This window comes from uncultured Oscillibacter sp. (genome assembly GCF_910584465.1).
Classification (GTDB): Bacteria; Bacillota; Clostridia; order Oscillospirales; family Oscillospiraceae; genus Oscillibacter.
In genome coordinates this window covers 16,480-42,252 of sequence record NZ_CAJUBK010000017.1, presented here as the reverse complement: position 1 = coordinate 42,252, position 25,773 = coordinate 16,480, and the positions used below count along the sequence as shown (strand labels likewise).

24 protein-coding genes are annotated in these 25,773 nt (G+C 65.4%); 1 reads left to right on the top strand and 23 read right to left on the bottom strand.

Translation table 11 applies throughout. The features are described from left to right. Positions 1 to 125 precede the first annotated feature (125 nt). From QZ332_RS06210 to QZ332_RS06120, 19 genes are all read right to left on the bottom strand, one after another. Complete coding sequence (locus QZ332_RS06210) at positions 126 to 2,924, bottom strand: metallophosphoesterase (protein ID WP_295763691.1); 2,799 nt, start codon at positions 2,922 to 2,924, stop codon at positions 126 to 128. Between the two features lie 331 nt (positions 2,925 to 3,255). Continuing rightward, positions 3,256 to 3,918: a class II aldolase/adducin family protein gene (locus tag QZ332_RS06205; protein ID WP_295763689.1), complete on the bottom strand. Its 663-nt coding sequence runs from the start codon at positions 3,916 to 3,918 to the stop codon at positions 3,256 to 3,258. Between the two features lie 37 nt (positions 3,919 to 3,955). Beyond that, positions 3,956 to 4,381 (bottom strand): aconitase X swivel domain-containing protein, encoded by a 426-nt coding sequence (locus tag QZ332_RS06200; RefSeq protein ID WP_295763687.1) that lies wholly within the window; start codon positions 4,379 to 4,381, stop codon positions 3,956 to 3,958. Position 4,382: 1 nt separating this feature from the next. Next, positions 4,383 to 5,663 (bottom strand): aconitase X, encoded by a 1,281-nt coding sequence (locus QZ332_RS06195; RefSeq protein WP_295763685.1) that lies wholly within the window; start codon positions 5,661 to 5,663, stop codon positions 4,383 to 4,385. Between the two features lie 41 nt (positions 5,664 to 5,704). After that, positions 5,705 to 6,535: a TIM barrel protein gene (locus QZ332_RS06190; protein ID WP_295763683.1), complete on the bottom strand. Its 831-nt coding sequence runs from the start codon at positions 6,533 to 6,535 to the stop codon at positions 5,705 to 5,707. A gap of 37 nt (positions 6,536 to 6,572) precedes the next feature. Beyond that, a complete protein-coding gene (locus tag QZ332_RS06185; RefSeq protein WP_295763681.1) occupies positions 6,573 to 7,247 on the bottom strand; it encodes a hypothetical protein in 675 nt (224 codons plus the stop codon). A gap of 50 nt (positions 7,248 to 7,297) precedes the next feature. Next, entirely contained in the window at positions 7,298 to 8,818 is a 1,521-nt protein-coding gene (locus QZ332_RS06180; RefSeq protein WP_295763679.1) for an FGGY-family carbohydrate kinase, read from the bottom strand. A 19-nt stretch (positions 8,819 to 8,837) separates the two neighbouring features. Then, positions 8,838 to 9,176: a cupin domain-containing protein gene (locus QZ332_RS06175; protein WP_295763677.1), complete on the bottom strand. Its 339-nt coding sequence runs from the start codon at positions 9,174 to 9,176 to the stop codon at positions 8,838 to 8,840. Positions 9,177 to 9,190: 14 nt separating this feature from the next. Next, positions 9,191 to 10,735, bottom strand: a complete 1,545-nt coding sequence (locus QZ332_RS06170) for an FGGY-family carbohydrate kinase (RefSeq protein WP_295763675.1) — start codon at positions 10,733 to 10,735, stop codon at positions 9,191 to 9,193. Continuing rightward, positions 10,728 to 11,543: a BtpA/SgcQ family protein gene (locus QZ332_RS06165; RefSeq protein WP_295763673.1), complete on the bottom strand. Its 816-nt coding sequence runs from the start codon at positions 11,541 to 11,543 to the stop codon at positions 10,728 to 10,730. Before QZ332_RS06165 ends, QZ332_RS06170 begins: the two co-directional genes overlap by 8 nt. Positions 11,544 to 11,562: 19 nt before the next feature. Further along, positions 11,563 to 12,024, bottom strand: coding sequence for a RidA family protein (locus QZ332_RS06160; protein WP_295763671.1), 462 nt, complete (start codon positions 12,022 to 12,024; stop codon positions 11,563 to 11,565). Positions 12,025 to 12,190: 166 nt separating this feature from the next. Beyond that, a complete protein-coding gene (locus QZ332_RS06155; RefSeq protein ID WP_295763669.1) occupies positions 12,191 to 12,700 on the bottom strand; it encodes a flavin reductase family protein in 510 nt (169 codons plus the stop codon). A 4-nt stretch (positions 12,701 to 12,704) separates the two neighbouring features. Then, positions 12,705 to 13,409 (bottom strand): ABC transporter ATP-binding protein, encoded by a 705-nt coding sequence (locus tag QZ332_RS06150; RefSeq protein WP_295763695.1) that lies wholly within the window; start codon positions 13,407 to 13,409, stop codon positions 12,705 to 12,707. Then, positions 13,409 to 14,152, bottom strand: coding sequence for an ABC transporter ATP-binding protein (locus QZ332_RS06145; protein WP_363324010.1), 744 nt, complete (start codon positions 14,150 to 14,152; stop codon positions 13,409 to 13,411). The genes QZ332_RS06150 and QZ332_RS06145 overlap by 1 nt, the downstream gene beginning before the upstream one ends. 41 nt (positions 14,153 to 14,193) lie before the next feature. Then, positions 14,194 to 15,255, bottom strand: coding sequence for a branched-chain amino acid ABC transporter permease (locus QZ332_RS06140; protein WP_295763665.1), 1,062 nt, complete (start codon positions 15,253 to 15,255; stop codon positions 14,194 to 14,196). 4 nt (positions 15,256 to 15,259) lie between these two features. Beyond that, on the bottom strand, positions 15,260 to 16,144 hold the full coding sequence (locus QZ332_RS06135) for a branched-chain amino acid ABC transporter permease (protein WP_295763663.1): 885 nt from the start codon (positions 16,142 to 16,144) through the stop codon (positions 15,260 to 15,262). Positions 16,145 to 16,269: 125 nt separating this feature from the next. Next, the gene (locus QZ332_RS06130) at positions 16,270 to 17,478 is read right to left on the bottom strand and encodes an ABC transporter substrate-binding protein (protein ID WP_295763661.1); all 1,209 of its coding nucleotides are present in this window, start codon (positions 17,476 to 17,478) and stop codon (positions 16,270 to 16,272) included. Positions 17,479 to 17,546: 68 nt separating this feature from the next. Then, the gene (locus tag QZ332_RS06125; RefSeq protein ID WP_295763659.1) at positions 17,547 to 18,866 is read right to left on the bottom strand and encodes a serine dehydratase subunit alpha family protein; all 1,320 of its coding nucleotides are present in this window, start codon (positions 18,864 to 18,866) and stop codon (positions 17,547 to 17,549) included. 92 nt (positions 18,867 to 18,958) lie between these two features. After that, positions 18,959 to 20,563 carry an L-serine ammonia-lyase, iron-sulfur-dependent, subunit alpha gene (locus QZ332_RS06120; RefSeq protein WP_295763658.1) on the bottom strand — a complete coding sequence of 535 codons (1,605 nt, stop codon included), beginning with the start codon at positions 20,561 to 20,563 and terminating at the stop codon, positions 18,959 to 18,961. A gap of 495 nt (positions 20,564 to 21,058) precedes the next feature. Between QZ332_RS06120 and QZ332_RS06115 the strand changes: the two genes are divergently transcribed. Then, on the top strand, positions 21,059 to 21,838 hold the full coding sequence (locus QZ332_RS06115; protein WP_295763655.1) for a DeoR/GlpR family DNA-binding transcription regulator: 780 nt from the start codon (positions 21,059 to 21,061) through the stop codon (positions 21,836 to 21,838). Positions 21,839 to 21,847: 9 nt separating this feature from the next. Here QZ332_RS06115 and QZ332_RS06110 read toward each other — a convergent pair whose 3' ends face one another. From QZ332_RS06110 to QZ332_RS06095, 4 genes are read right to left on the bottom strand one after another with little or no spacing between them, the layout of a single operon-like run. Continuing rightward, entirely contained in the window at positions 21,848 to 23,431 is a 1,584-nt protein-coding gene (locus QZ332_RS06110) for an FGGY-family carbohydrate kinase (protein WP_295763653.1), read from the bottom strand. Beyond that, positions 23,431 to 24,297, bottom strand: a complete 867-nt coding sequence (locus QZ332_RS06105) for an HAD family hydrolase (RefSeq protein ID WP_295763652.1) — start codon at positions 24,295 to 24,297, stop codon at positions 23,431 to 23,433. The genes QZ332_RS06110 and QZ332_RS06105 overlap by 1 nt, the downstream gene beginning before the upstream one ends. Further along, positions 24,287 to 24,949 carry a class II aldolase/adducin family protein gene (locus tag QZ332_RS06100; protein WP_295763650.1) on the bottom strand — a complete coding sequence of 221 codons (663 nt, stop codon included), beginning with the start codon at positions 24,947 to 24,949 and terminating at the stop codon, positions 24,287 to 24,289. The genes QZ332_RS06105 and QZ332_RS06100 overlap by 11 nt, the downstream gene beginning before the upstream one ends. After that, positions 24,946 to 25,602 carry a ribulose-phosphate 3-epimerase gene (locus QZ332_RS06095; protein WP_295763648.1) on the bottom strand — a complete coding sequence of 219 codons (657 nt, stop codon included), beginning with the start codon at positions 25,600 to 25,602 and terminating at the stop codon, positions 24,946 to 24,948. Before QZ332_RS06095 ends, QZ332_RS06100 begins: the two co-directional genes overlap by 4 nt. Positions 25,603 to 25,773 lie beyond the last annotated feature (171 nt).

Genomic DNA, 25,773 nt, shown 5'->3' with positions numbered 1-25,773 from the left:
AAAGGGACCCTTCCTGGGTCCCTCTCGTAACTCTCTTCCTTCCCGTCGAGGAAGTCTTCTCTACTTTTTTGACGCTCTGAGGACCTCTCTCATCCTTCTTTAATGTACCATCCCTGTCCAGGAGCTCAGGCCGCGGCCTGGCCCTTCACCGCGCCCTTGCTGAGGCTGGAGGTGATGTCATACTGGTCGATCACGTCGAACTTGGACCAGTCCTCCGCTTCGCCTCTCTGGTAGGCGGTGACATGGATGCCGCTCCCGTCCACGGTGACCATGCTGAAGATCTGCTGGGAGTTCTCCGCGCCGTCCTTGTGGACCACCGCGAACTTGCCGCCGGCGGTGTCCTCCTCGAACTCGTCCAGCTTCTCGCCCAGGGACGAGCAAGTCATGAACGTGGTGCCCTCCCCGATATCCACGACCTCGTCCCCCTTGGCCGTGGTGCGGATATACTCATGGTCGTGCCCGTTCATATACAGGTCCACCTGGAGCTCGTCGCACAGGGCGGGGATATAGGGATAGTCGGCGGGGTCGTTGAAGTTCACGATATAGGTGCCCACGTGGGCCGCCATGATGCGCCAGGTGCAGTCCGCCTCCTCATAGACCTTTTTGGCCCAGGCGGCCTGCTCGGCGAAGAACTTGGCCCGGTCCGCCTCGATGTCCGCGCCCTTCCGGCCGGAGTAGGGGTCGGCATTGATGAAGACGAAGCAGGCGTCGCCGATGACGCACCAGCCGGTGCCCTCCAGGGGGCCGTACTCCGCCTCGTTGGGCAGGCTGGTCCGGGCCCCGTACTGCTTGTAGAGCAGGTCGCCGGCGTTCTCGTGGTTGCCGGGGAGGAGGATGTTCAGCCGGTCCGCCATGTGGCCGCCCAGCTTGTCGAAGTAGTCCGCCCACTGGGCGCTCTTATACCCCGCGTCCACCATGTCGCCGGTGTTCAGCAGGAAGTCCGGCTGGAGGGGCAGCTTGGCCACGAACTGTTCCATGGTGTCCAGGAAGGGGTCGTAACCGGAGGGCTCCTCCGCCTGGAGGTCGCCGTACTGCATGAAGGTGAAGGCCCCGGACTCCGGCAGGGTGGTGAAGCTGTGGACCTCGCTGCGGCAGTCCCTGCCCTGATAGGTCCCGCCTACGGAGTATTCATAGGTGGTCCCTGCCTCCAATCCGGTGAGGACGGCGGAGTGGCTCTGGGTCTCCTCCCAGCCCTCGTCCAGATAGTGGAGGACGCTCTCGCCCTTGACGGTCTGCCAGGCGCTCTCGCCCTTGACCCGGTACCAGACCTTGGAATCCGTCACGGCGGGGTCGGTGAGCCAGTTGAGGCCCACCTCGGCATAGGTCTCGCCCACCTGGCAGAGGATCTCCCGGGGATCGGCGTCGATCACGCCGTCGTCCACCTCCAGGGGCAAAGACGCGGAGGGATCCGCGGGGACCCTGACGGTCTCGCCGTCCACCACGGCGGCGGCGTAGTAATAATACTGTCCGGGGGCCTTCAGGGGCAGCTCCGCCTTGCCGCTCCCCGTCACGTCCACGGAATCGGTGAACGCCTCCGGATCCTTGCTGTAGAAGACCTTGACGCTCTCGGCCGTCTTCCCCTCGGGGAGCAGGAGCCGGACCTCGATCTCCGGGAGGGTGCCCTTGGCCACCCAGTCCACCAGCACATCGTCCAGCAGCAGGACGGGCTCCTCGATCACCAGGTCCCCGGCCACTCCCAGTCCCGGGGCGTTCCCGGCCTTGACGAAGCCGGCGGGCATGGGATAGCCCGCGTCGGGCCCGCCTACCCAGGCCCAGGTATCCTTGAAGTCCCATCCGAGGGTCCCCTCGTACAGGGCGCGGCCCTGCAGGGCCTTGGCGCCGACGCTCGTGAAGATCTCCCGGTCGGGATGCTCCAGGGGCCGGTCGCCGGAGAGGACCATGCCCTCCCACACGTAGTTGCGGGCGATGTTGGCCCCGCTCTCGCTGGCCAGGGTCCCTACGAAGCGGTCGATGTCCTGGGCCCCCTCCTCGCCGGAGACCTCTTTGACCACGCAGACCGTGCCCTCCAGGCCCTCGGCAGCGGCGAAGGCGCCGCTGACGCCGCCCGCGGAGACCTTGCCGTCATTGGAGACCTTCACGGAGCCGCCCACGTAGCAGTTTTCCACGGAGCCGCCGGTCTCGATCGATCCGGCGATGCCGCCCACCAGTTCCTTGGCCTTGACATCCATGTAGGAGACGCAGTCCCGCACGGCGCCCTCGCACTTCCCCACGAGGCCCCCCGTGGTCTCCTTGGCCTTGATGGAGCCGGTGGCGAAGCAGTCCTCGATGGTGCCGAAGCTGACGCCCGCGAACGCGCCGCAGGTCTTCTTGCCCTCGATCTCGAGGTCGACCAGGCCCAGCCGCCGGATGGCGGGGCTGGTGAAGGTCTCGTCGCCCAGATACCCTACCAAGGCGGCATACTTCTCCTCCGTCCGGCAGATCCGCAGATCCGAGATGGTGTGATACCGGCCGTCGATCTCTCCCTGGAACCAGCCGTCGGTCTTATCGGCGTTCTCCTTCTTGACCCCGGAGATGGGAGGCATGAAGCCCTCCGTCTCCTCTCCGGAGGCGGCGGTGATCGCCTTGCCGATCTTCTCCATCAGCGGGCCCATGTCCAGGTCCGCCGTCAGCACATAGTGCCCGTCCCGGGGCGCGTCGGGCCGGCCGTCCCCGTTCGTGTCGTCCGCCTTCCAGCTGCCCGACAGGTACAAAAGCTGTCCCGGCGTGCCGATCTCATAACATTTCCCGGCGGGGTCATAGGTGGGGATCTCCGCACCCAGGGAGACCAGCGTCTCCGTGTCCCAGACCTCTTCCGTCCACCAGCCTCCCGCGTCCTCCTTGGCCGAGGCGCCGGCCCCCAGCAGGGGCAGGAGCATCGCGAAGGCAAGCAGCAGTGACAGGATCTTCGCAGGTGTATGTTTCATCTCGGACTCCTCCTTGTTTTCCCTCCATCCCGGCGGAGGTATCCCCATCATGATAGGTCCTCTCACCCCTCCTGTCAATCCGTTCTTGACATTTTCTACATAAAGCGTCCCGCCGGCGCGGTTTCCCTTTGTATATTTTACATATCCCCTAAACGTTTCCGCAAAATTTGCATATGGGAGCGCCGGGCCCCGCCTCCCATCCCCGGCATCCCACCCGGGGGCCGGCCAAGGGGGCCAAGCCCCCGGACAGCAGGCCGGCGGGAGCGGCGGACGCGCATGGAGAGGCCCCGCCCTCCGGATGTTCCATCCGGAGGGCGGGGCCCTTTCATACTCACATCAGGCTGGGATCTAAGATATTGTCCGGCGCGACCTCGATCACGCCGCCCAGCAGCTGGCCGAAGATGGCCACCTGGGCGCCGTGCTCCAGGTAACCGGACAGGGCGAACACCTCCGCGAAGCTGTTGCCCAGCACTACGGAGCCATGGTTGCGCATCAGCGCCGCCCGCTTGTCCTTGCCCAGGGCCTTGACCACGTTGTCGGCGATCTCCTGGCTGCCCACCAGGCCGTACTCCGCGCAGACGATCTCACCGCCCAGATACAGCGCCTGCTCCGCCAGGGTCAGGGGGATGTTCTTCCCGCAGGCGCAGTAGATGGAGGACCAGATGGGGTGGCTGTGGAGGATCACATGGATGTCGGGCCGGGCCTTGTAGATGGCCAGGTGCATCGGCAGCTCCACGGTGGCCAGGTAGCCGTTGTCCTCCACATAGTTGCCCTCACTGTCCACGACCACCACGTTCTCCGGCTTCAGGATGTCCCAGCTGGTGATCTCGAAACCGTCATGGGGCCGGGGATAGATGTAGATCAGGCCGCTCTCCACATCCTTGATGCTCATGTCGCCGGAGTCCATGGCGGGGCTGCAGTGGTCCTTGTAGAACCGCTTGGCGGAGCCCGCGATCAGCTCCTTGTACTCCCATTTCACCATCGGCTTGCTCATGCTCGTCGCTCCTTTATCGTTCAAAATTTTTTTGGGGTCATCCTTCCCGCGTGATGGTGACGGTCCCGTCGTCCCCGTTGACCACCACATAGTCCCCGTCCCGGATGACCTCGCAGGGGTCCACGTCCGTGAAGTCGGCCACCATCGGCCGGTCCACGATCACGGCGGCGGTGCCGATCTTGGAGTCGATCTGGGTCACCACCCAGCCGGCGGGGCGCATGTTCAGGTTGTCCAGCGGCCCGTGGAACTGGCAGGACCAGCCGCAGGAGCCGCGGGAGCAGGGGACCACCAGGATCTTGCCGTCATACAGCTCCCCCTCGTGGACGTGCCCCTTCTCCAGGATCTTGCCGCTCCTCGGGTCGATGCCCGCCCAGCCCTGGATGCTGTTGGGGCAGACCATGGCATAGCCCTCCGCCACGCCGCCCAGCGCCGGGCGGCCCTTGATCACGATCGTCTTTCCCATGTCACCGTTCCTCCCAAACGCCGCTCACCGCCGCGTCCACGCACTGTTCCATCGTGCCGTAAAACATATGCCCGTCCTTCAGATACGAGCGGTTGTAGTGGGCCTGCTTGGCGGCGTCCACCGCCATGCCCGTCACGCCCTCATAGCAGGCGGCCCCCTGCACCAGCGGGCAGCCGTTGGTGCCGATGGTGGCCCCGGCGGCCTCGATGGTATCCAGATAGCCGGACAGCCGGGCCGCTTCCCGGATGGAGGCGTTGGTCCAGAAGATCAGCGTCACGCCCTCTTTGACGTGCTTGCCCTGGATATAGTTGGCGCAGTCCCGGATCTCCTGGAGGGTATAGTGGGGACAGCCGCAGGAGACCAGCTGGACCGGGGCGCTCCCCTTGTCGCACAGCCGCCGGAAGGACTCGTCATACTCCTCCTGGGTGATGTGGTACACCGGCCAGTCGGTCTTCCCGCCCAGGGCGGCCTCCTTGGTGGGCGCCTCGGGGGTGAAGCCCTCGATGTGCAGCATCTCCAGGCCGCTGGTGGTGGCGATGGCGGAGAACATCCGCTTCAGCCGGATGATGTCCAGCCCGTGGAACTCCCCCGTCAGCACGGGGATCTTGTTCAGCTTGGACATCCGGCCCAGGGTATAGCCGATCACGTCCCAGTCCTGGGGCGTCTCGCAGCGGCACTCCACCTTGAACTCCACGGCGGCATGGCGGTTCTCCGGGATGTGCAGGCCCCACTTGGGGCCCCGGCCCGTGATGGCCGACCAGGCGCAGGAGGCGGTGCCGTTGGCGTTGCCCATGGCGCCCAGGACCGCGTTGCAGAACAGCACGTTGCTGGACTCCGTGGTGACGAAGTGCTCCCCCCGCATGGGCAGCCAGCCCGCCAGGTACGGCGTGCAGGAGCCCACGATGCTGGTGCCGCCCCTGGCGGAGATCAGCTCCCGCTCGCGGTTCAGGTCGCACATCGCCTGGGGATGCCGCATGGGCTTGGGGTCATACTGGTCCACCGCGCCGCCGTCGGTCTGGACGAAGCACTCCGGGGAGAAGCCCTCGAACCGGATCTTCTCGTCCACCGCCATGTACACCCGGCGGAACGCCTCGTTGAAGTCGTCGTCCACGCCGTAATCCAGCGGCGGGATGCCCATGTTCAGGTGGACCTTGGTGATGGGGATCAGCTCCTCCGCCCCCAGCACCTTGGCGTATTTCACCACCTGCTCCATGGCGATCTGCTTATAACGGCCGAACTCGCCGTCCAGCATCTGCTGTTCATAGGGTGTCAGTTTCAACATATCGATCGTACGTCCTTTCAAAACAACTGGGGGCACGCCTGTCAAAGGCCCAGCTCCGCGCGGATCTGCCCCAGGGCCCGGGCCGTGTTGGACAGCATCAGCTCCGGATCCCGGAAGCCCTCCGTATAGAGCTCTGCGGTGACATAGCCCTGATAGCCGTGGTGCAGGAAGGTGTTGATCGCGTCCGCCGCCGGCAGCACCCCCCGCCCCAGGCGGATATGGGCGTCCGTCACGCCGTCCGTATCGCAGATATGGATGTAATCCATCCGCTCTCCCAGCAGCTCGAAATACTGCGAGAAGGGCTCGTGGACCACCACCGGGGGCACCACGTCCAGCATGGCGTACAGGGCCGGGCTGTCCACGTCCTGGAACAGCCGCAGGCAGTCCCGGGCCGTCGTCACCACCGGGCTCTCCATGGGGGTCACCGGCTCCATGACGATCCGCACGCCCTTCCCCTCCGCATAGGCCGTCAGCTCCTTCACGCTCTCCACCAGGACGGACCAGACCTCCCGGTCGTCCCGGAAGAAGCCCGGGTGGTCCGCGGTGATGAGCAGCCGCGGCGCCTCGATCATCTCCGCCGCGTCCACGCCGCGCTTCAGCAGCGTCAGGGCCTCCTCCCGCTCGGCGGGGTCGTCGGAGCAGATGTTCAGGTCCTGCCCCAGGGTGTTGGGGGTCAGCATGGGGACCTCCACGCCATAGCGCTTTTCATATCCCCGGATCGTCTGCGCGTCCTTCGCGGTGAAGCTGGGCAGGTGGAGGTGCTTCCTGGCGCAGAAGATCTCCAGCCCGTCCATGCCGTAGGCCCCCGCCAGCCGGAAGCAATGCTCCAGGGGGAACCGCTTGAAGTCCAGGGACATGCATCCAAATTTCATGTGCTCCTCCTCCCGCCGGGGCTCCCGCCGTCCCGGCTCACTTCGCGGCCATATAGTCGACGACCTTGTCGATCTGCTCGGCGAAGGTGCCCTCGAACTTGTTCTCGAAGAAGGCCCCGCCGATGGTGAACGCCCAGGCCCCGGCGTAGGCCACCTCGTCCAGACGCTGATAGCTGGAAACGCTGCCCGCCAGGCACACCGGGCCATAGGGCTGGACCGCCTCCACGAAGTCGTGGTTCAGCTTCACCGCGTCGCCCACGAAGCGGTAGCCCAGCAGGTCGATGCCGTCGACCTTCCCGGACTTCGTCAGCTCCACGCCCTCCCGGATGGTGTCCTCGATGGTCCCGTAGACCACGCTGGGCCGCTCCCGCACGTCGCCCACGAAAGGCATGTACTTGATCCCCGCGCCCCGCACCAGGTCCCGCACGGAGTCGAAGTACATCGTGCCCATCAGGTAGTCGAAGCCGCAGTCCACGGCGTACTGGGCCCCGGCCAGGCACTCCTCCTCCGTATAGGCCACGATCTCCAGGAAGGTGGTCTTGCCGTCGGCCTTCATCATGGCGCACAGCTCCTTCATCTTGTCCAGGGGCAGGCCCACCTCTTTGAAGCCCCAGAATTTGGCCTTGCTGTTCCGGCACTCCTGGTAGATCTCGATGGCGTCCTCCACGGTCCGGTCGTTATGGGTCAGCATGACGATCAGTTCAGGTCTCATGGTATGTGTCCTCTCTTTCATGTTCAAAATAGCCGGCTCGTCCCAAGCCGTCAATACTGGTCAAACATCCCGTCCAGGCTCTTGAAAAGATCCTTATACCCGGCGAAGCACCGGTCGTAGACCGGCTTGACCTCCGGGTCGGGGAAGTACTCCTCCTTCACATGGCTCATGCCCTCGACGGCCTCCTGGACGCTGGGGAACAGGCCCACGGCCTTCCCCGCCAGGATGGCCGCGCCCAGGCAGGCCGCCTCCTTCGTGGTCATGGTCATCAGCTTGCAGCCCAGGACGTCCGCCTTGATCTGGTTCCAGACCGGGCTCTTGGACCCGCCGCCCAGGGAGCGGATCTCGCTCACCCGGATCCCCATGCTCTCCAGCGCCTCCAGGTTCCGCCGGACGATATAGGCCAGGCTCTCCATGATGGCCCGGGCAAAATGCCCCTTCTTGTGCAGCAGGGTGAAGCCGTAGAACACGCCCTTGGCGCTGGACTTCACGTCCGGGGCCAGGGAGCCCGCCAGATGGGGCAGCAGGATGAGCCCGTCGCTGCCCGGGGGCGCCTGGGCGGCCTCCCGGCCGATGATGTCATAGGCGTCCGTCCCCGACAGGCCGCCCACGTCCAGCTCCGCCTGGCAGAACACGTCCCGGAACCAGCGCAGGGTCATGCCGCCGTTGGTGAAGGTGTGGATCATATAGGTGTCCGGCAGGGGGAAATAATGCAGGGGCATCTGCCGGTTGGGGTCGAACACCGGCTTGTCCACCGGGACGCAGATGGCCAGGGCCGCGCCGATGTTCTCGGAGATCATGCCCTCCCGCACGTTGCCCACGCCCATGGCCCCGGCCGCCTGATCCAGCGCGCCGGTGCAGACCATCAAGTCCGTGGTCAGCCCCAGCTCCCGGGCGATCTCCGGCAGCAGCGGGGCCACCGTCTCGCCGGATTCCCGGATCTCGGGGAGCTGGTCCTCCCGGATGCCGAGCACCTGCAGCATCTCCGGCCAGTATTTTTTGGTGTTGATATCCCAATAGGTAGTGGAACAGAGGAGCGAGCCCTCCGCCACGTACCTGCCGCACATGCGGTAGATGAAGTAATCCTCCAGCAGGAGGAACTTCGCCGTCCTGGCGAAGATCTCCGGCTCGTTCTCCCGGACCCACAAGATCTTGGAGGCAGGCCAGCAGGCCTCGAAGCTGACTTGGCCGGTCCTGCGGTAGCAGACCTCGTCGCCGCCCAGGGCCCTGCGCAGCTCGTCCGCCTGGGCCTGCGCCCGGTTGTCCAGCCACACGATGGCGTTGCGCAGGGGGCGGCCCTCCTCATCCAGGAAGGCCAGGGTCTCCCCCTGGGCGCTCATGGCCAGGGCGACGATGGACGCCGGATCCGCGCCGGTCTCCTCCAGCAGCGCCCCCAGGCCCTTTTTGAAGGAGTCCCAATAGACCTCCAGGTCCTCCTCCACATAGTTGACCTCGGGCGTGATCAGCTGGTACTCCTGGGTGGAGACGCCCATGGATCTGCCGTCTTGATCGAAGATGGCGATCTTCAGGGCCGTCGTGCCCAGGTCCAGGCCGATGATATAGTTTGCCATAGCCTCGCTCCTCCTTCGTTCAGGGATGCGGCGCGCAGCTGCACACGATCACCGCGTCCTCGTCCCCGATGTTGTAGAGCTTGTGCCCCGTGGCCGGCGGAATCAGCAGCGCGTCCCCCGCCAGCAGCTCATAGTAGTTGTCGTCCTCCGGGAAATAGCACAGGACATGGCCGGCCGCGCAGTAGAACACCTCGTCCGCCTCGGCGTGGCCGGTGTCCAGCCCCCCCACGGCGCCGGGGCGGAGCCTGGACACGCCCACCGTGATCTTCTCCGTGTGGAAATACTCCCGGAACAGCTCCTGTTCGTCCATGATGGTCTTCGCCTCGATGGCCCGGACGATCTTTCCTGATCTTTCCATATCAGATGCTCCTTTCATCGATCCCCGGCTCCGCAGAGCCGGTGCATCAGCTCGCAGGTCTTTGGATAGAGTCCCCTGTAGATCTCGAAATATCGGGCGTAAAGCGCCGCCCGCTCCCCGTCGGGCAGCCAGGTCCCCCCTCGGGCGATGCGCTCGGCCAGCTCGTCATAGTCCCGCAGCGCCCCGTCCGCCAGCATCGCCAGCAGCGCCCCGCCGTAGCACGCGCCCAGGGAGACCGCCGGCGTGTGCACCGGCCGGTCCAGCACGTCGGAGAGGATCTGGAGCCACAGCGCGTTCCGGCTCCCGCCCCCCACCACCATGATCGTGCCGATGGGGAGCCCCAGCTCCTCGATGCAGGCCAGGATCTGCTTCGCGGAATAGGCCACCGCCTCCAGTCCCGCCCGGTAGATATGGTCCCGGGTGTGGCGGAGGGTCAGGCCGAAGAGCATGCCCACCGCGTCCGGATCGTGGATGGGATCGCGCTCCCCAGCCAGGTAGGGCAGCATGAGGAGCCCCTCGCTGCCCGCCGGGACGCGCCCGCCCAGCTCCGCCATCCGGCGGAAGGCGTCCTCTCCCCCGGCCCGTTCCTCCTCCACGAGATCCGTGTAGAACCTGTCCCGGATATACCGGGTCAGGGCCCCCGCCGCGTTGGTGCCCGCCGAGAGCTTATAGGTCCCCGGCACCACGAAGCTGCCGCCGTGGATCTTCTCGCTGCGGACGTCCCGGTCGGAGCAGTAATAAAGGAACATGGTGGAACCCAGCTGGATCATCAGGTTCCCGGGCTTGACGATGCCGCAGCTGATGGACTCCGCCGTGGAGTCCCCCGTGCCGGTGATGACGCGGGTCTTGGTGGAAAGGCCCGTCCGGGCCGCCGCTCCCGGCGTGATCGTCCCCGCGATGGAGTGGGCGGGCCGGGCCGGGGCCAGCTGGTCCTCCCGGCAGTAGAGGCGGCACTCGCCGCTGATCCGCCCCGCGCCGTCGTAAAGGGGCCGGAAGTCCGCCTGCGCCAGGAAGGCGTCGATCACATAGCGGCCGGTGAGCTTCGCGCAGAGGAAGGACGTCCCCGTCAGGAAATAGCGGGCCTTCGCATAGACCTCCGGCTCGTGCCGCTCGATCCAGAGGATCTTCGGCGCGCCGTCGTCCGAGCAGATCCGGTGGCCGTACAGCTCCGACGCCCGCTCCTCCCCGTAATACCCGTTCAGCCAGGCGATCTCCTCCGACGCCCGGGAATCGACGCCGTAGAGGATAGCCTTGCGCAGGGGGCGGCCGTCCCCGTCCACGCAGATGACGTCCGGCCCCATGGCGCTGATGCCCAGGACCGACACATCCTCCGCCGAGACCCCCGCCGTCTCCAGCAGGCGCCTGGACACGCGGCACAGGTCCTCCCAGAAGACCTCCTCCGCGTCGCACTCGAAATAGCCGGGCCGGGGAGACTCCGGCGCATGGGCCGCCGCGGCCTGGGCGATCACCGCGCCCCCGGCGTCCAGGAGCACCCCCTTGGTCTCATAGGTGCCCGTGTCGATGCCCATATAGCAGGGCGTGCGCACCCGTTCAGCCATGGCAGCGTTCCCGGATGGCCCGCACCTCCTCCATGAACGCCCGGACACGCTCCACGTCCACGTCGCTGTGCAGCGCGCCGTCCTTTTTGAAGGTGGTCCCCACGCAGGCGCCGTCGCTGATGCTCAGCTTCTTCCCCACGGTCTCGATGCTGCACCCGGTGTTGCAGAACACGGGCACCTCCCCCGCCGCGCGGTGGATGGACTCCAGCAGCTCGTCGGAGGTCTCGGAGCCCGCGCTGGCCCCGGAGACGCACAGCCCGTCCGGCGCGCAGGAGCCGATGATGGACCTGGCCACCGCCCGGAGGTCCCGCTGCACCAGATACGCGTCCGACTCCGGGTTCATCTTGTACAGCATCTTCAGATCCCCGGCCCCCAGCTCCATCTTCCGGCGGACGGCGGCGGCGGGGTCCGCGTGCATCACGCCGTACTCCCCCATATAGCTGCCGCTGAAGGCGCTGCGGACGAAGCTGGCCCCGGTGGCCGCCGCCAGGTCGATGGTGGCGATGGGGTTATACACCACGTTCACGCCGAAGGGGACCCGGATGGAACCCTGCAGCCTGCCGATCACCCACGCCATGGCGCAGGGCAGGGCATAGGGCGCCGCCGTCTGGAAGGGCGTGCTGAACTCGTTGGCGAAGAGGATGCCGTCCACCCCGCCCTCCTGGAGGGCCGCCAGGTCGCGGCCGGCGTGGCGGAGGACCCCGGCCATGCCCTCCTCCCGGTCATAGCCGGGATCGCCCGGCAGGGCCTTCAGGTGCAGCAGCGCGATGATCGGCTTCTCGACGCCGAACAGCTCTTTGGTCCACATAGCCGCTCTCCTCCTCCGCTCAGTCCCGGAACTGAGCGATCATCTCGATCTCCACCGGGAGATCCCCCGGGATGGCGTTGACGCCGATCGCGGCGCGGGCGTGGCGGCCCGCGTCGCCGAAGACCTCCACCATGAGGTCCGAGGCGCCGTTGATCACCGCGGGCTGCTGGAAAAAGTCGTCCGCGCTGGCCACGAAGCCCAGGAGTTTCACGATGCCGGTGACCCGGTCCAGGTCGCCCAGCTCGAACTTCAAAACGCTGATGAGGTTGACCGCCGCCTCCCGGGCGGCCTGATAGCCCTCCTCCACGGTCAGGTCCCGGCCCAGCCTGCCCCGGTAAAGGGACACCCCGTCCTTGACCGGCGCGCAGCCGGAAACATAGATGCAGTCGCCAAAGACCTTCGCGTGCAGGTAGTTCGCCACCGGGGCCTCCAAGGCCCGCAGCTCGATCCCAAGCGCTTCCAATCTCTCCTCGATCTTCATAGGTTCCCTCCTTCGATAATCGGCGTCCCGCCCCGGCGTGACCGGGATCTGGGGGCAAAAAGGGCGCAGGAGACCGTGAGCGGCGCCGATGGACGCCGCCCATCTCCGTCCTACAGCGGTCCTCTCTCCCCCAGGCTCCGGGCCCCGCGGGCCCCGCCTTGGTCCGTCAGTCCCGGCGGAGCTCCACCGCCGTCAGCCTGGCGTATCCGTCTGCCGCCATCAGGTTCTTCACGTCTTCTTTCGTATGCATCGCCGCCGCTTCCGCGATGAACATGCGGTGGTCGCCCAGGGACAGCGACGCCTTCACCCGGCACTCCAGCACCAGGCGGCTGTCCTCCACATAGGCCGGGGCCACGGCTTCCGCCGGCGTCAGGGCGATGCCCAGCTCCGCCGCCTTGTCCCGGTCCCGGCCGGAACGGGTCCCCGCCGCCAGGGCCGCTCCCTTCAGTCCCTCGCCGGGGAGGCAGAGGCAGAACTCCTCCTCCTTCGCGATGCACTCTCCGGAATAGCTCCGCTCCCCGATGCACACCGCCAGCGTCAGGGGATGGTTGCTGCAATAGGTCCACCAGGACAGGGCCATCACGTTGGTCTTGCTCCCATCCCAGGAGGTGACCAGCGCGAAGGGGTTCGGGGAGCTCAGCCTCTGCGCCAGGCCCGCGTTTATCTCAGATCCCATCTCGTCAGCCTCCCAAATACGCTTTGCGCACTTCCGGATCGTTCAGCAGCTCCCTGCCGGTGCCCGACAGGATGATCTCGCCGGTGGAGATCACATAGCCCCGGTCCGCGATCTGCAGCGCCATGTTCGCGTTCTGCTCCACCAGGAGGACGCTGACGCCGTTCTCATTGATCTTCGTGATGGTCTCGAAAATGAAATCCACCAGGTTCGGCGCAAGGCCCATGGAGGGCTCGTCCAGCATGACCAGCTTCGGGCCGGACATCAGCGCCCTCCCCACGGCCACCATCTGCTGCTCGCCGCCGGAGAGCGTGCCCGCCAGCTGCTTATAGCGCTCCTTCAGCCGGGGGAACATGGTATAGATCTCCTCGAAGCGCTGGGCGATGAAGTCCTTGTCCTTCTTCAGGTACGCGCCCAGGCGGAGGTTCTCCTCCACGGAGAGGCCGGGGAACAGCCCCCGCCCCTCGGGAGAGAGGGAGATGCCCAGGGGCGTGATCTTCTCCGCGCTCATGCCGCTGATCTGCCGGCCCTCGAAGGTGATGACGCCGCTCTTGATGGGCAGCAGGCCGCTGATCGCGCCCATGGTGGTGGTCTTGCCCGCCCCGTTGGCGCCGATCAGGGTGACGATCTCGCCCTCGTCCACCTCCAGGCTGATCCCCTTGAGCGCATGGATGCTCCCATAATACACATGGAGGTCCTGGATCGATAAAATCATGATGTCTTCCCTCCCAGATACGCTCGGATCACGTCCGGATCGGAATGGATCTGCTCCGGCAGCCCCTGGGCGATCAGCTTCCCGTAGTCCAGCACGTAGATGCGGTCCGCCACGTTCATGACGACGTTCATATCATGCTCGATGAGGATGACCGTATAGCCGTCTTCCTTGGCGATCTTCTGGATGAATTCCACCAGCTGGGCGGATTCCTGGGGGTTCATACCGGCCGCCGGCTCGTCCAGCAGCAAGAGCTTCGCGTTGGAGGCCATGGCCCGCAAGATCTCCAGCCGGCGCAGGTCGCCGTAGGGGAGGGAGCCGGCGTACATATCGCTCTTGTCCTCAAAGCCCATCCGGTCCAGGAACGCCAGGGCCTCCCCGCAGCGCTCCTTCTCCTCCCGGCGGTATCTCGGCGTCCGGAACACCGCGTCCAGCACGTTGTAATCCGTGTGGATGTGGGAGCCGACCATGATGTTCTCGATCACGCGCAGCTTCGTGAACACCTTGGGGTTCTGGAAGGTCCGGGCCATGCCCAGCTTCACGATGTCCTGGGAACGTTTGCCCGCGATCTGGTGCCCGTCGAATTCGATGCTGCCCTCCGTGGGCTTGTACAGCCCGGTCAGGAGGTTGAAGATCGTCGTCTTCCCCGCGCCGTTGGGGCCGATGATGCTGATGATCTCGCCTTGTTCAACGTGGAAAGTCACGTGGTCGACGGCGATCAGCCCGCCAAAATGAATCGTCAAATCTTTTACATCAAGTAATGACATAGCCCTTCGCCGTCGGATCACTGTCCGTCAACGGCCTGCTCCTTCCTCTCGTGTTCTTTTTCCAGCTGTGCTTTATGCTCCATCGTGCCCTTGGGCAGCTTATAGGGCAGGGTGCTGTCCCAGCCCAGCAGGCCCGCGGGGCGGACGAGCATCATGACGATCAAGATCGCGCCGTAGAAGACGAAGCGGTACGCCTGGAGGCTGCGGAACACCTCCGGCACCGTCACCAGGAGGATGGCCCCCAGGATCGGTCCCCGCAGCGTCGCCGCGCCGCCGATGACCAGGCAGCTGACGATCATGACGGACATGTCGGAGATGAAGCTGTTGGAGTCGATGTAGCGCTGCATCATGGCGTAATAGCCGCCCATCAGGCCGCTGATCGCCGCGGAGAACACGAAGCCCATCACCTTATAGCGGGTGGTCTCCACGCCCATCATCGTGGCCGCCAGCTCATCCTGCTTGATGGTGGCGAAGACCCGGCCGTACTTGGAGTTATGCAGCGTGTGGCAGAACACGCCCACCAGGAACACCGTCAGCAGCACCACGAAATAGAAGCCCTTGTTGGTGAAATTCATCTCGATGCCCAGCACCTTGGGACGGGGGATGCCCTTGATGCCCAGGGCGCCGCCGGTGACCGAGGTCCAGTTCAGGAAGATGGTGCGCATGATCTCGCCGAAGCCGATGGTGACGATGGCCAGATAGGATCCCCGGAGCCGCAGGGTCGGCAGGCCGATCAGCACGCCCACCAGGGCCGCCATCAGCGCGCCGCTGACGATGGACGGGAGAAAGTTCCACCCGAACTCCGTCATCAAGATGGCCGTCGTGTAAGCGCCCACGCCCACGAAGCCCGCCTGGCCCAGGGACATCAGCCCCATCTCGCCCAGCAGCAGGTTCAAGCCGAAGCCGAAGCCCACATACAGCAGGATGATGACCAGGACCCGCATCAGGTAATCGTTCGGCATCAGGAAGGGCAGGACCACCAGCAAAGCCGTGACCGCCAGCGCGATGATCAGCTTATAGCGGTCCACGAACCTTTCAAAAGAGTTCAGCCGGCTCTTTTTATTCTCGTTTTTCTTCATGCCGTCACACCTTTATAATATCTTTCTTCCCGAACAAGCCGGAAGGCAGGAAGACCAGGATCACGATCAAGATCACGAAGGAGACCGCGTCCCGGTAGGTCGCGCCGAGGACGCCTGCCACGATGCACTCCAGGATGCCGATGATGATGCCGCCCAAAAGGCCGCCATGCATGGCGCCCAGGCCGCCCAGCAGGGCCGTGGCCAGGGTCTTGTTCCCCATGACCGTGCCCATGGTGGGATAGGCCACCTGGTAATAGCCGGCCACCAGCGCGCCGGCCACCGCGGCGGTCGCGCCCGCCATGAAGAACGTGGCCAGCACCACAAGGTTGACGTTGATGCCCATGAGCCTGGCAGACTGGGTGTTCTGCTGCACCGCCCGGATCGCCAGGCCGAAATGGGTCCTATTGATAATATACGTCATCAGCAGCATCAGGCCGCCGGAGATGACGAATAGGACGATCTTCGTGGAAGTGATGGAGATGGGACCGAGGTCGATGGAAAAACCCAGGTCATAAAAGGGCTCGAACGTCGCCCGGTTGGAACCGAAGAGGATGATCAGCATATTCATGACGACATAGGAGAAGCCCTCTGTCGCGATCAGCGTGGACACGCCGGGGGAGTTTTTCTTGCGCAGCGGCTCGATGCAGATCTTATCCATCAGCATCTCCAGCAAGCCGTCGATCACCATGGCGATGAGAACGCTCAGCCAGGGGTTGACGCCCTGGCGGATGAAGAACAGGGTGAGCATCGCGCCGCAGGCGTAGATGGCGCCGTGGGCGAAGTTCACGATCCGCAGGATGCTGAAGATCAAAGAGTAGCCGCAGGCCACCAGCGCGTAGATAAGTCCCAGCACGATCCCGTCGATGATGTACATTAAGATATTGGTCATATTCGATGTCCGTTGTTATGCGAGATAGCAACTTATCTCCTTTCCGCCATAATCATATCCTTCCCGGACCTCTGCGGAGCTTTGGCTCCGCAGAGGTCCGGGAGATCATCTGGGCGTGGATGGGATCAGGTGTTCCACTCCGTGTTCTGATGCCAGTTGTTATCGGAGGTATCCCAATAAACGACACCATAGTCACGGGGGCAGTCGCGGTTCTCGTCGAACTTCATGATGCCGGACAGGCCGGTGTACTCGATGCCCGCCAGGGCGGTGCGGACGGCCTCACGGTCGGTGGTGCCGGCGGCCTTGATGGCCTCGAGGACCACGCCCACCGTGTCATAGTACTGGGCATAGTCGCCGATGGGCGCGTTGTTGGGATCCAGCTCCGCGTACTTCTCCAGGTAATAAGCGGTGGCGTCATCGGTGAAGATGGGGGACCAGGAGCAGGAGCAGCAGAAGTCGTTGCAGTCCTCGCCGACGATGTCCGTCAGCTGCGTGACCTGGCAGTTGCCGTGGGCGATGGCGTTCACGTCGGGATCGGCGGTGCGCATCTGCTTCAGGAAGGGGGCGGAGATGGTATAGGTGGACGCCAGGATCACGGTGTCGACGCCGGCGGAGGTGAAGTTGGTGACCACGGGGCCGTAGTCGTCGTTGCCCTCGACCACCAGCTCCTCCACGATCTCGATGTCGGGGTTGAACTGCTTGATGTACTCCTTCTCCAGGTTGGCGACCTCCAGGCCCCAGTCGGTGTTCATGGTCAGGATGCCCACCTTCTTGGCCTGCCAGTAGTTGGCCACGAACTTCGAGACGGTGCGGGCCTCATCCGCGGTCAGCGGGCTGACGCGCCAGATCCAGTCGCCGGTCTTGGTGTAGTCGGCGTGGGAGGAGCAGGGGGAGACCTCCAGCATCTTGTGGTCCTGATAGACCGGGGCCGCGGCCATGGAGCAGGAGCTGGTGAAGTGGCCCACCACGGCGACGATGGAATCGTCCGCCACGATCTGCTCGGCCACGTTGGCGGCCTCTTCGGGAGAGCCCTTGTCGTCGAAGACCACGATCTCGACCTGCTTGCCGAGGACGCCGCCTTCCGCGTTCCACTTGTCGGCCATGACCATGGCGGAGTTCTTGAAGCCGGCGCCATAGTCGGCGTCCGCGCCGGTCATGGGGCCCACCACCGCCAGGCGGATGGTATCCGAGCCCGAGGAGGAGGAGCCGCCGCCGGAGGAAGATCCGCCGGAGCTGCCGCCGCCGGGAGCGGAGGAGGACCCACCAGAGTTCGCGCAAGCGCACAGGGACAGGGCCATGACCAGAGCCAGGGCGAGAGACAATGCCTTTTTCACACTTTTTTCCTTCTTTCTTAAAAAATTTATATGTTCGTAAAAACGGACATACCTTACATGGGGAGCGGTCAGCAGACCTCTTCTTTCTCCGCCTCGATCCGGCAGAGCACGTCCTCGATATTGGGCATGCCCTCCTTTTGGATCAGGAAGAAATTGCGGATGGTATCCTCTACCGTGCGGCCCACGATCCCGTCGAACTCGTTGGCCGCGCAGCCCTGAGAGGCCAGGATCACGCTCTGCATCGCCCCCTGGAGGGCCATGGAGACCTTCAGCGCGCAGTTGCTCTTGGCGCCGTCGCAGAACAGGCCGGACACCGCGCCCAGGATGTTCTGCAGCACCATGGCCAGCTCCTCCGCCTCCATGCCCAGCAGATAGCCCACGCCCGCGCCCGCACCGCCGGCCGCCACCGCCGCGCAGCAGACGGGAGCCATGCGGCCGTAGTTCACATCGTAGTGGGTCTTGACGAAGATCGTCAGCAGGTTGCTGACCGCGGCGGCCCGGATCGTCTCCTCCTCGCTCTTCCCCAGGTGCTCCGCCGCCGCCACCACCGGCATCGTGCAGGTGATGCCCTGGTTGCCGCTCCCGGAATTGCTCATGGCGGGGAAGCTGCTCCCGCCCATCCGGGCGTCCACGCCCGCGGCGCCCCACATCACCGCCTTGGCCGCAAGGTCCAGGCCCATGATGTCCCTGCCCGCCGCGTCCCGGAGGTTCTGCCCCACCCGGAGGCCGTAGGGATGGTCCATGCCGTCCTTGGAGATGGCCTTGGTCAGCTCGATGGCCTGCCGGATCCGGCCGAAGCAGGACAAGGGCGCGTTCCTGCAGAACTCATAGATGGACCCCACGCTGAGGACAGAGTAGTCCGGCATCTCGTCCAGGACCTTCGTGGCTTCCTCCGCCGTGATCCGGGTGTCCTTGATCACTTCCCCGTCCCGCTCGATGTAGCAGATGTTGTTGTGGGAGTCCTGGATCAGCGCCGTGGCGGTGCCCGCGTCCGTGACCACGGTGGAGCGCAGGTACATCTTCCGGTCCGCCTCCACCTTCTCCACCGTGACGGCCCCGGACTCCGCCAGCGCCACCGCCTCCTTGACGTGCTCGTCCGTCACAGAGGCGAAGACCTCCATATCCAAGGTATAGTCCCCGCCGACGGCGCCCATGGAGGCCGCGTACTTCCCGCCCCGCAGTCCGTGGGAATGGGGGATCTTGACGTAGGCGACTCCCTTGATCAAAGAGGGGGATCCTTCTACATGGATGCTCTCGATCTTCTCCCCGCCGGCATAGTGCCGCGCGGCGGAGGAGACCAGCCCGAACGCCATCGGCTCCGTACAGCCCAGGGCCGGGATCAGCTCCCGCTCCATGATCTTTTGGATCGTCTCATAGTTCTTTTCCATAAATATCCATCCTCCTTAAGCCGTTCGATCTCTCCCGCGCCTGCCGCCCGCCTCCGGCGGGCCGGCGCCGTCCTCCTCTTTCAATAAGGCGCTCAAGTGCCGCCTCTCCCGGCCGTATACCGTTCCAGCAGGCAGCGCCCCTGCCGGGTCCGGCACAGGCCGCCGCCGCCCCCCTTCAGCTCCGCCGGCATCGACGCGCCGGAGGACTTCATCGCCTCGAAGGCGTCCTGCAGGGGGATCGTCCCGGGGTATCCCAACAGCGCGGCATTGGCGCAGACCACCGCGTTGGCCACCGCCGACATGTTCCTGGAGAAGCAGGGGACCTGGACCAGCCCGCAGACCGGGTCGCAGATCAGCCCCAGCATGTTCTGCAGCGCCATGGAGGCCGCGTCCATCGCCTGCCTCGCCGTGCCGCCCCGCAGGACCGCCAGCGCCGCCGCCGCCATGCCGGAGGCACAGCCCACCTCCGCCTGGCAGCCATAGACGCCTCCGCAGAAGTCGTTGTCCTCCGAGATGGATACGCCCACGGCCCCTGCCGCCAGCAGCGCGTCCACGAGCTCCCGGTCCGTGCTGCCCAGCCGCTCCGCCGCCGCCAGCAGCGCCCCGGCCACCGTGCCGGAGGCCCCCGCCGTCGGCATGCAGACCACCACGCCGGAGGCATTGCTGTACTCCATCACCGCCAGCGAATAGACCGCCGCCCGGGAGACGATGCCGTCGTCGATGACGGTCCCTCCCTCCAGGCCGCCCAGCATCCGGGCCGCGGAGGGCTCCACGATCCCGTCGAACCGCAGGCCGGGCTCCAGGCCATGGCGGACGGCGTCCCGCATGGCCTCCAGCACGGATCGGGCATATCCCCGGATCCGTTCCTCACTCCAGCCGCTGACGCTCCGTTCATAGGCGACCGCCGCCTCCGTGAGGGAGGCCCCGGTCCTCTCGCAGTAGCCGGACAGCTCGTCGGCCGTCTCGAAGGGAGGCTCCGGCCGGGGGACCACCACCACCGGCAGGATGGCCGGGAGCACGCAGGCCCGCCGGACGGCGTCCATGCTCCGCACCTGCCCCAGCTTTTCCGGAGCGAAGGGCTCGCGCATGGGGATCTGAATCAGTGCCCGGCCCCCGGCCACGGAGCAGGCGCTCTCGTAGTCCGCCAGTTCCGGCCAGGCGCTCCGCAGCGCCTCCGTCAGTCCGGCGGCGGCTGCCGCCTCCGTGAAGACCAGCAGCAGATGGCGCTCCCCGCCGATGGAGACCGGGAGATCGTCGATCTGCGTCAGCTCGATGATGCCGCCGCCCTTGGACAGGCCCCGGACCACCGTGGTCTCCCCTCCCGCGTCCGTCAGCCTCAGCAGGCTGAGCAGGTGCTCCCCGCCGGCCTCCAGAGCGGGGTCCACGGTGAAGCGCAGCTCCACCCCCGCCGCTTTCAGATCGTCGAAGGCGTCCAGCAGGGGGGCGCCCGCGTCCGGGAGCCGCCCCAGCAGCCCGTGGGCGAAGGCATAGTCGGAGCGCATCCCCTTCCCGTTGGGAGAGGAATAGCCACCCTCCGCCGGGAACACGATCTCCGCCTCTTTCAGAGGCCCCCGGCACAGCTTCGCGCTCAGATAGGCCACCCGGCAGGGGCCGCAGGTGTTGGAGGTGGAAGGCCCGATGCCAACAGGACCCATGACATTGTTGAAGATGGTCGCCTTCTGTTTGCTTTGTTCCATACCGTTCCCTCGATCCTGAAATTTCAAAGTGTATCGTCCATCGCTTTAAAACGGGGATCTTTGGATCAAAATCGACCAAAAAGCCAGCAGTCCCTTCAAAAGCAGGGGCATATCTTGCAGTTCCCTGCCGGCTCGGCTCAAATCGCACCACTCATTTGGTAATCGTATTTTACAATAATATTTAAAACGCGTCAACTCTTTTTGGCTCATTTTGGAATTAATTAGATCTTTTTGGAACAATCGTAGAAATTTCTTCTCATTGTTTGGCAAAAATCGCAGGATCTCCCCTCCCTCCCCTCTCCCTTTTTTGGTGGTCCTGCCGGGTGCCGATCCCTGGGCTTTTATCAAAAATTTACTACTTTGATCCTTTACAAACGCATAGTTATCCGTTATCATAAAAATAAGGTATTTACAGCGTTTCTCGTCCCTATCGCTCCGCTATGCTTGTCCCCGATGCCCTTTCTCTCAAAAATCAACACGAAGGAGTAGACCGATATGATACCTGCCGAACGGCACGACAAGATCCTGAGCCTGCTGAATGAGCGGAGGTACATCTCTTTCAACGAACTCACCCAAAAGATAAACGCGTCCAAATCCACCCTCCGCAGGGACGTCTATGAGCTGGAACAGGAGGGCCATCTGACCCGCACCCGGGGCGGCATCGCCCTGGGCGACGACGTCGAACAGTTCAACGTGACCTCCGAGGCCTCCGTCCAGGTGCGCCAGTCGGAAAATAGGGACGAAAAGATCCGCATCGCCGAGGCGGCGATGCGGTTCATCCATCCAAACGACACCATATTCCTGGATTCCGGGACCACGACCTATGAATTGGCCGTGAAGCTGAAGGAGTACCACCACAGCCTGATGGTGGCCAGCAGCGACCTCTCCTCCGCCATGGCCCTCTCGGACAACGAGGACCTGGAGATCATCGTCATCGGCGGGAAGCTGCGCAAGCGGCACAACTCCATGATCGGCTATTTCAGCGACAACATCATCTCCCAGATGCACGCGGACACCGCCTTCATCAGCACCGACGCCGTGGACTCCGAAAAAGGGCTCATGGCCTTCTCCCTGGACGAAGTCACCGGGAAGAAGGCCATGATCCAAGGGGCCCGGGAGGTCATCCTCCTCTGCGATCACACCAAATTCTCAAGGATCGCCTTCGTGACCATCAGCAGCCTCGAGGAGATCGACCACATCATCACCGGGCGGGAGCTGGACGACCATACCCACTCCTATTTCACCGAGATGGGGATCGACGTCATCCTGGTCTGACCCGCCCGCTCACAGCCCCAGCTCCAGCGCGCGGCGGTCCAATTCGATACAATTCTCAAATCGTTCCAAATAGTGCCGGAAGCCCTCTTCGTCCTCCTCCCGGGGCAGGACGGTCTCCATACCGGCGTCCCGGAACACCTTCGACGCCAGGAAATCCTCCAGGGACTCGCCCTCGTCCCTCTGGAACACATAGGCGCACAGCAGCGCCATGCCGTAAGGGCCGCCCTCTCCCGCGTGCTCCAGGCAGGTCACCTCGGTGCCGCAGGCCGCAGCCAGGTACCGCTGGCCCACCCCCTTGGTCTTGAACACGCCGCCGTGCCCCATCAGGCGGTCGATGCGCACCTCCTCGTCCCGCAGCAGGTCGATGCCCACCTTCAGGGTGGCGAACACGCTGTACAGGTGGGCCCGGATGAAGTTCGCCAGGCCCAGCGCGCTGTCCGGCCGGCGGATCATCAGGGGGCGGCCCTCATCGATGTGGGTCACGCACTCCCCCGCCAGATAATTCAGGATGCCGATCCCGCCGCAGTCCGCCTCGCCCTCCAGGCTGAGGACGTACAGCCGCCGGAACAGCTCGTCCTCCGACACGTTGCGCCCGAACAGGGCCAGCAGCTCGCCGAAGAGCCTCACCCACATGTTCATGTCCGCCGTGCAGTTGTTCCCGTGGATCTCCGCCACCGGCCTGCCGGCGGGGGTGGTGACGATGTCGATCTCGGGATAGAGCTTTTTCAGCGGCCGCTCCAGCACGATGTCCGCGAAGATCGACGTCCCTGCCGATACGTTCCCCGTCCTGGGGGCCACGCTGTTGGTCGCCGCCATGCCGGTGCCTCCGTCCCCCGTGGCGGGGGCGAAGGGGACCCCCTCGGGGAGCAGCCCCTCCAGGAAGGCGCAGCCCTCCTTTGTCAGCCGGCCCGCGGCGGCGCCGGCGGCCAGGACGCCGGGGAACAGCGCCTCGACGGACACCGCCGCCCCGTGGGCGGCCAGCAGGGCCTCCGTCTTCGCCGCCATCCCCCTGTCATAGGCCAGCTCCCCGCAGTCGATGGGGAACATCCCCGACGCCTCGTCCACGCAGACGGCATCCACGCCGGTCAGCCGGTAGTGGAGATACCCCGCCAGGGTGGTCAGGTGGCGCAGCCGGGGCACGTGCTCTTCCCCGTTCAGCACCGCCTGATACAGGTGCGCCACGCTCAGGCGCTGGGGGATGTTGAACTGCAGCAGCTCCGTCAGCTCCTCCGCCGCCTCCCGGGTCATGGTGTTCTGCCAGGTCCGGAAGGGCGTCAAAAGCTCCCAGTCCTCGTCGAAGGCCAGATAACCGTGCATCATGCCGGACAGGCCCACGCACTGGAGGACCGCGTCCTCCTCCAGGTCCGCCAGCAGCTCCCGCAGGGCGGCCCGCAGCCCGGCCGCGGCCTCCTCCAGGGAATAGGTCCAGATCCCCCCCTCCAGCGTGCTCTCCCAGGTATACCCGCCGGACGCGACGATCCGGTACTGCTCGTCCATCAACACGGACTTGATCCGGGTCGAGCCCAGCTCGATGCCCAGATAGGTCCTCTTCCGCGGTGTTGTGCCCTCCGCCGGGCAGATCAATCTCGCCATCACGTCTCCCTCCATCCCTGCTGTCCGTCTCCCGGCCGCTCTCCCCGGGCCCCGCCGTCCTCCAGCGCGCAGCGGAACGCCTCCGCGATCCCGCCCTCCCAGGGCGGGGGGAAGAGCCGGTCCGCCCGGGCCCGCACCTCTCCCGGGGCGCTGAGCGGCGCGAAAAAGCGATCGGAGATCTCCGCCATGTACACGTCCGACATCGCGTCCCCCGCCGTATACATCCGGCAGCCGCCGAAGAGGCCCCGGAGGAAGGCGGCGGCGCTGCCCTTATCCACGCCCCGGGCCGTCAGCTCGCAGAAATGCCGGCTGGCAAAGCTGAAGGTCTCCCCGCCCCCGCTGAACAGGCGCTCCCGGAGCTCCTCCAGCACCGCGGGATCGTCCTCGGTGAACAGCACCTTGACGACCGCTCCCCGGACGTCCCCCAGGGCGGCCAGGGGCGCATTAGCGTCCTCCTCCACCCCCCGGGCCCTCAGCCGGCCGTTCACGCGGAGGTTGTATACCTCCTCCTGCGTGGTCACCGTGACGCTGACGCCCGGGTATCCCTCCAGGACCGCCTCCAGCTTCCCCAGCGTCCCCTCCTCCAGCGGCCGGGCATACAGGGCCCGGTCCTGGGAGAAGTCGTAGACCAGCGCTCCGCCGCAGAGGATGCAGGGGGCGTTGACCGGGATCTCCTCCACCAGCCGCCGGGCCGACCGCAGGCACCGCCCGGTGGACAGGGCGAACCGCCCGCCCGCTTCCATCCACCGTCGGACCGCGGCCAAAGCCGCCGGCGGGACAGGCTCCCGGGTCTTGAGCAGGGTGCCATCCACGTCGCTGAGGAACAGCCCGGGGCCCCTGCGGACGTCCATCCCCTTATTGTCCATACGTCTCCCAGCCCGCTTTCTCCCGGGCCACCAGCTCCGGGTCCAGGGGCGGGACGGCGGCGCCCGCCATCCGCGCCAGCATCAGCGTCTTCGCGCCCTCTTCCAGGTAGACCGCGGCGTACAGCGCCTCCTTCAGATCCGCTCCCAACGCGATCACGCCGTGGTGCTTCAAGATTACCGCCCGGGACCCTCCGGCATGCTCTACCGCCAGCACGCCCATGCCCACGGCGGAAGAGGGCGTGAAGGGCGCCACATGGACCGGCGCCCCGCAGGCGTCGATGATGGTCACCAGGCGCTCCGGGATCTCCTCCATCACGAAGCCCGCCGCCGTGGCCCAAGGCTGGTGCGTGTGGATCACCGCCCCCACCTCCGGCATGTGCCGGAAGATATACGCCAGCGCCGCCGAGTCGGAGGAGGGCTTCCGCCTCCCCTCGATCGTGCGGCACTCCCCGTCGATGAGGCACACGTCCTCCGGGACCATCTCCTCATAGATCATCCCCGACGGCGTCACCAGGAACCGGTCCTCCGCCGCTCGGACCCCCACGTTGCCGCCCGACAGCGACACGAGCCCGCATCGTTTGATCTCCAGCGCGGCGCTCAGCACCGCCGCCTTCCCCTGTTCGTACATCCGCTCCTCCTTTCCCGCGCTCATCCGCGCCGCGCCTCGTTGGCCAGGGCCGTCAGCTCCCGATAGCGCTCCCCCGGCCGCTCCGCTCCCCAGACCGCCCGGCCCAGGACCACCGTGTCCGCTCCCGCCCGGACCACCTGGGGCAGCAGCTCCGGCGAGATGCCGCCGTCCACCGCGATCCCCACCCGCTCCGGCAGGATCGCCCGGGCCCGGGCGATCCTGGACAGCGCCCAGGGGTTGAACCTCTGCCCCTCCCCGTCGGGCTCCGCGGTCATGAGCAGCACGTGGTCCAGCCGGTCCGCGTAGATCCCGGCCAGCTCCAGCGGCGTCCGCAGGTCGAAGGCCAGCCCGGCCTGGGCCCCGCCCGCCCGTATCCGGCTGAGGAGCGCCGCCGGATAGGACGCCGCCTCCACCTGGAAGGCGATGCGCGCCGCCCCGGCCTCCAGCAGGCCCTCCAGATACGCCCCCGGGTCCGAGACCATCAGGTGCACGTCCAGGCGCCGGTCCGGATAGCGCCCGGAGACCGCCTCCACCGTCCGCAGGCCGAAGGTGATGTTCGGGATGAAGTTCCCATCCTCGATGTCCATATGGAGCATCCCCGCCTCCGGCACGCTGTCGATCGCGCCTCTCAGATCCAGCGGATCTGCCGACGCCAGCGAGGGTATGAGTCTGATCACCGCCCTGTCCTCCTTCTCCAAAATGGGTCTTTCCGGTCTCGCTCCTTTCATTTTAATATGCTTTGAACCATTTTGCAACACTTATTTCCAAATTGATTCAAATTTTTCATTCTCTGGTTGCATTTTGAATCAGACTATGTTAAAATGGTTCATATGCATGGTAAATGCAGT

Coding starts and splice junctions, on each gene's coding strand:
- QZ332_RS06210 (WP_295763691.1), bottom strand. CDS start 2,924: ATGAAACATACACCTGCGAAGATCCTGTCACTGCTGCTTGCCTTCGCG.
- QZ332_RS06205 (WP_295763689.1), bottom strand. CDS start 3,918: ATGAGCAAGCCGATGGTGAAATGGGAGTACAAGGAGCTGATCGCGGGC.
- QZ332_RS06200 (WP_295763687.1), bottom strand. CDS start 4,381: ATGGGAAAGACGATCGTGATCAAGGGCCGCCCGGCGCTGGGCGGCGTG.
- QZ332_RS06195 (WP_295763685.1), bottom strand. CDS start 5,663: ATGTTGAAACTGACACCCTATGAACAGCAGATGCTGGACGGCGAGTTC.
- QZ332_RS06190 (WP_295763683.1), bottom strand. CDS start 6,535: ATGAAATTTGGATGCATGTCCCTGGACTTCAAGCGGTTCCCCCTGGAG.
- QZ332_RS06185 (WP_295763681.1), bottom strand. CDS start 7,247: ATGAGACCTGAACTGATCGTCATGCTGACCCATAACGACCGGACCGTG.
- QZ332_RS06180 (WP_295763679.1), bottom strand. CDS start 8,818: ATGGCAAACTATATCATCGGCCTGGACCTGGGCACGACGGCCCTGAAG.
- QZ332_RS06175 (WP_295763677.1), bottom strand. CDS start 9,176: ATGGAAAGATCAGGAAAGATCGTCCGGGCCATCGAGGCGAAGACCATC.
- QZ332_RS06170 (WP_295763675.1), bottom strand. CDS start 10,735: ATGGCTGAACGGGTGCGCACGCCCTGCTATATGGGCATCGACACGGGC.
- QZ332_RS06165 (WP_295763673.1), bottom strand. CDS start 11,543: ATGTGGACCAAAGAGCTGTTCGGCGTCGAGAAGCCGATCATCGCGCTG.
- QZ332_RS06160 (WP_295763671.1), bottom strand. CDS start 12,024: ATGAAGATCGAGGAGAGATTGGAAGCGCTTGGGATCGAGCTGCGGGCC.
- QZ332_RS06155 (WP_295763669.1), bottom strand. CDS start 12,700: ATGGGATCTGAGATAAACGCGGGCCTGGCGCAGAGGCTGAGCTCCCCG.
- QZ332_RS06140 (WP_295763665.1), bottom strand. CDS start 15,255: ATGAAGAAAAACGAGAATAAAAAGAGCCGGCTGAACTCTTTTGAAAGG.
- QZ332_RS06135 (WP_295763663.1), bottom strand. CDS start 16,144: ATGACCAATATCTTAATGTACATCATCGACGGGATCGTGCTGGGACTT.
- QZ332_RS06125 (WP_295763659.1), bottom strand. CDS start 18,866: ATGGAAAAGAACTATGAGACGATCCAAAAGATCATGGAGCGGGAGCTG.
- QZ332_RS06120 (WP_295763658.1), bottom strand. CDS start 20,563: ATGGAACAAAGCAAACAGAAGGCGACCATCTTCAACAATGTCATGGGT.
- QZ332_RS06115 (WP_295763655.1), top strand. CDS start 21,059: ATGATACCTGCCGAACGGCACGACAAGATCCTGAGCCTGCTGAATGAG.
- QZ332_RS06110 (WP_295763653.1), bottom strand. CDS start 23,431: ATGGCGAGATTGATCTGCCCGGCGGAGGGCACAACACCGCGGAAGAGG.
- QZ332_RS06105 (WP_295763652.1), bottom strand. CDS start 24,297: ATGGACAATAAGGGGATGGACGTCCGCAGGGGCCCCGGGCTGTTCCTC.
- QZ332_RS06100 (WP_295763650.1), bottom strand. CDS start 24,949: ATGAGCGCGGGAAAGGAGGAGCGGATGTACGAACAGGGGAAGGCGGCG.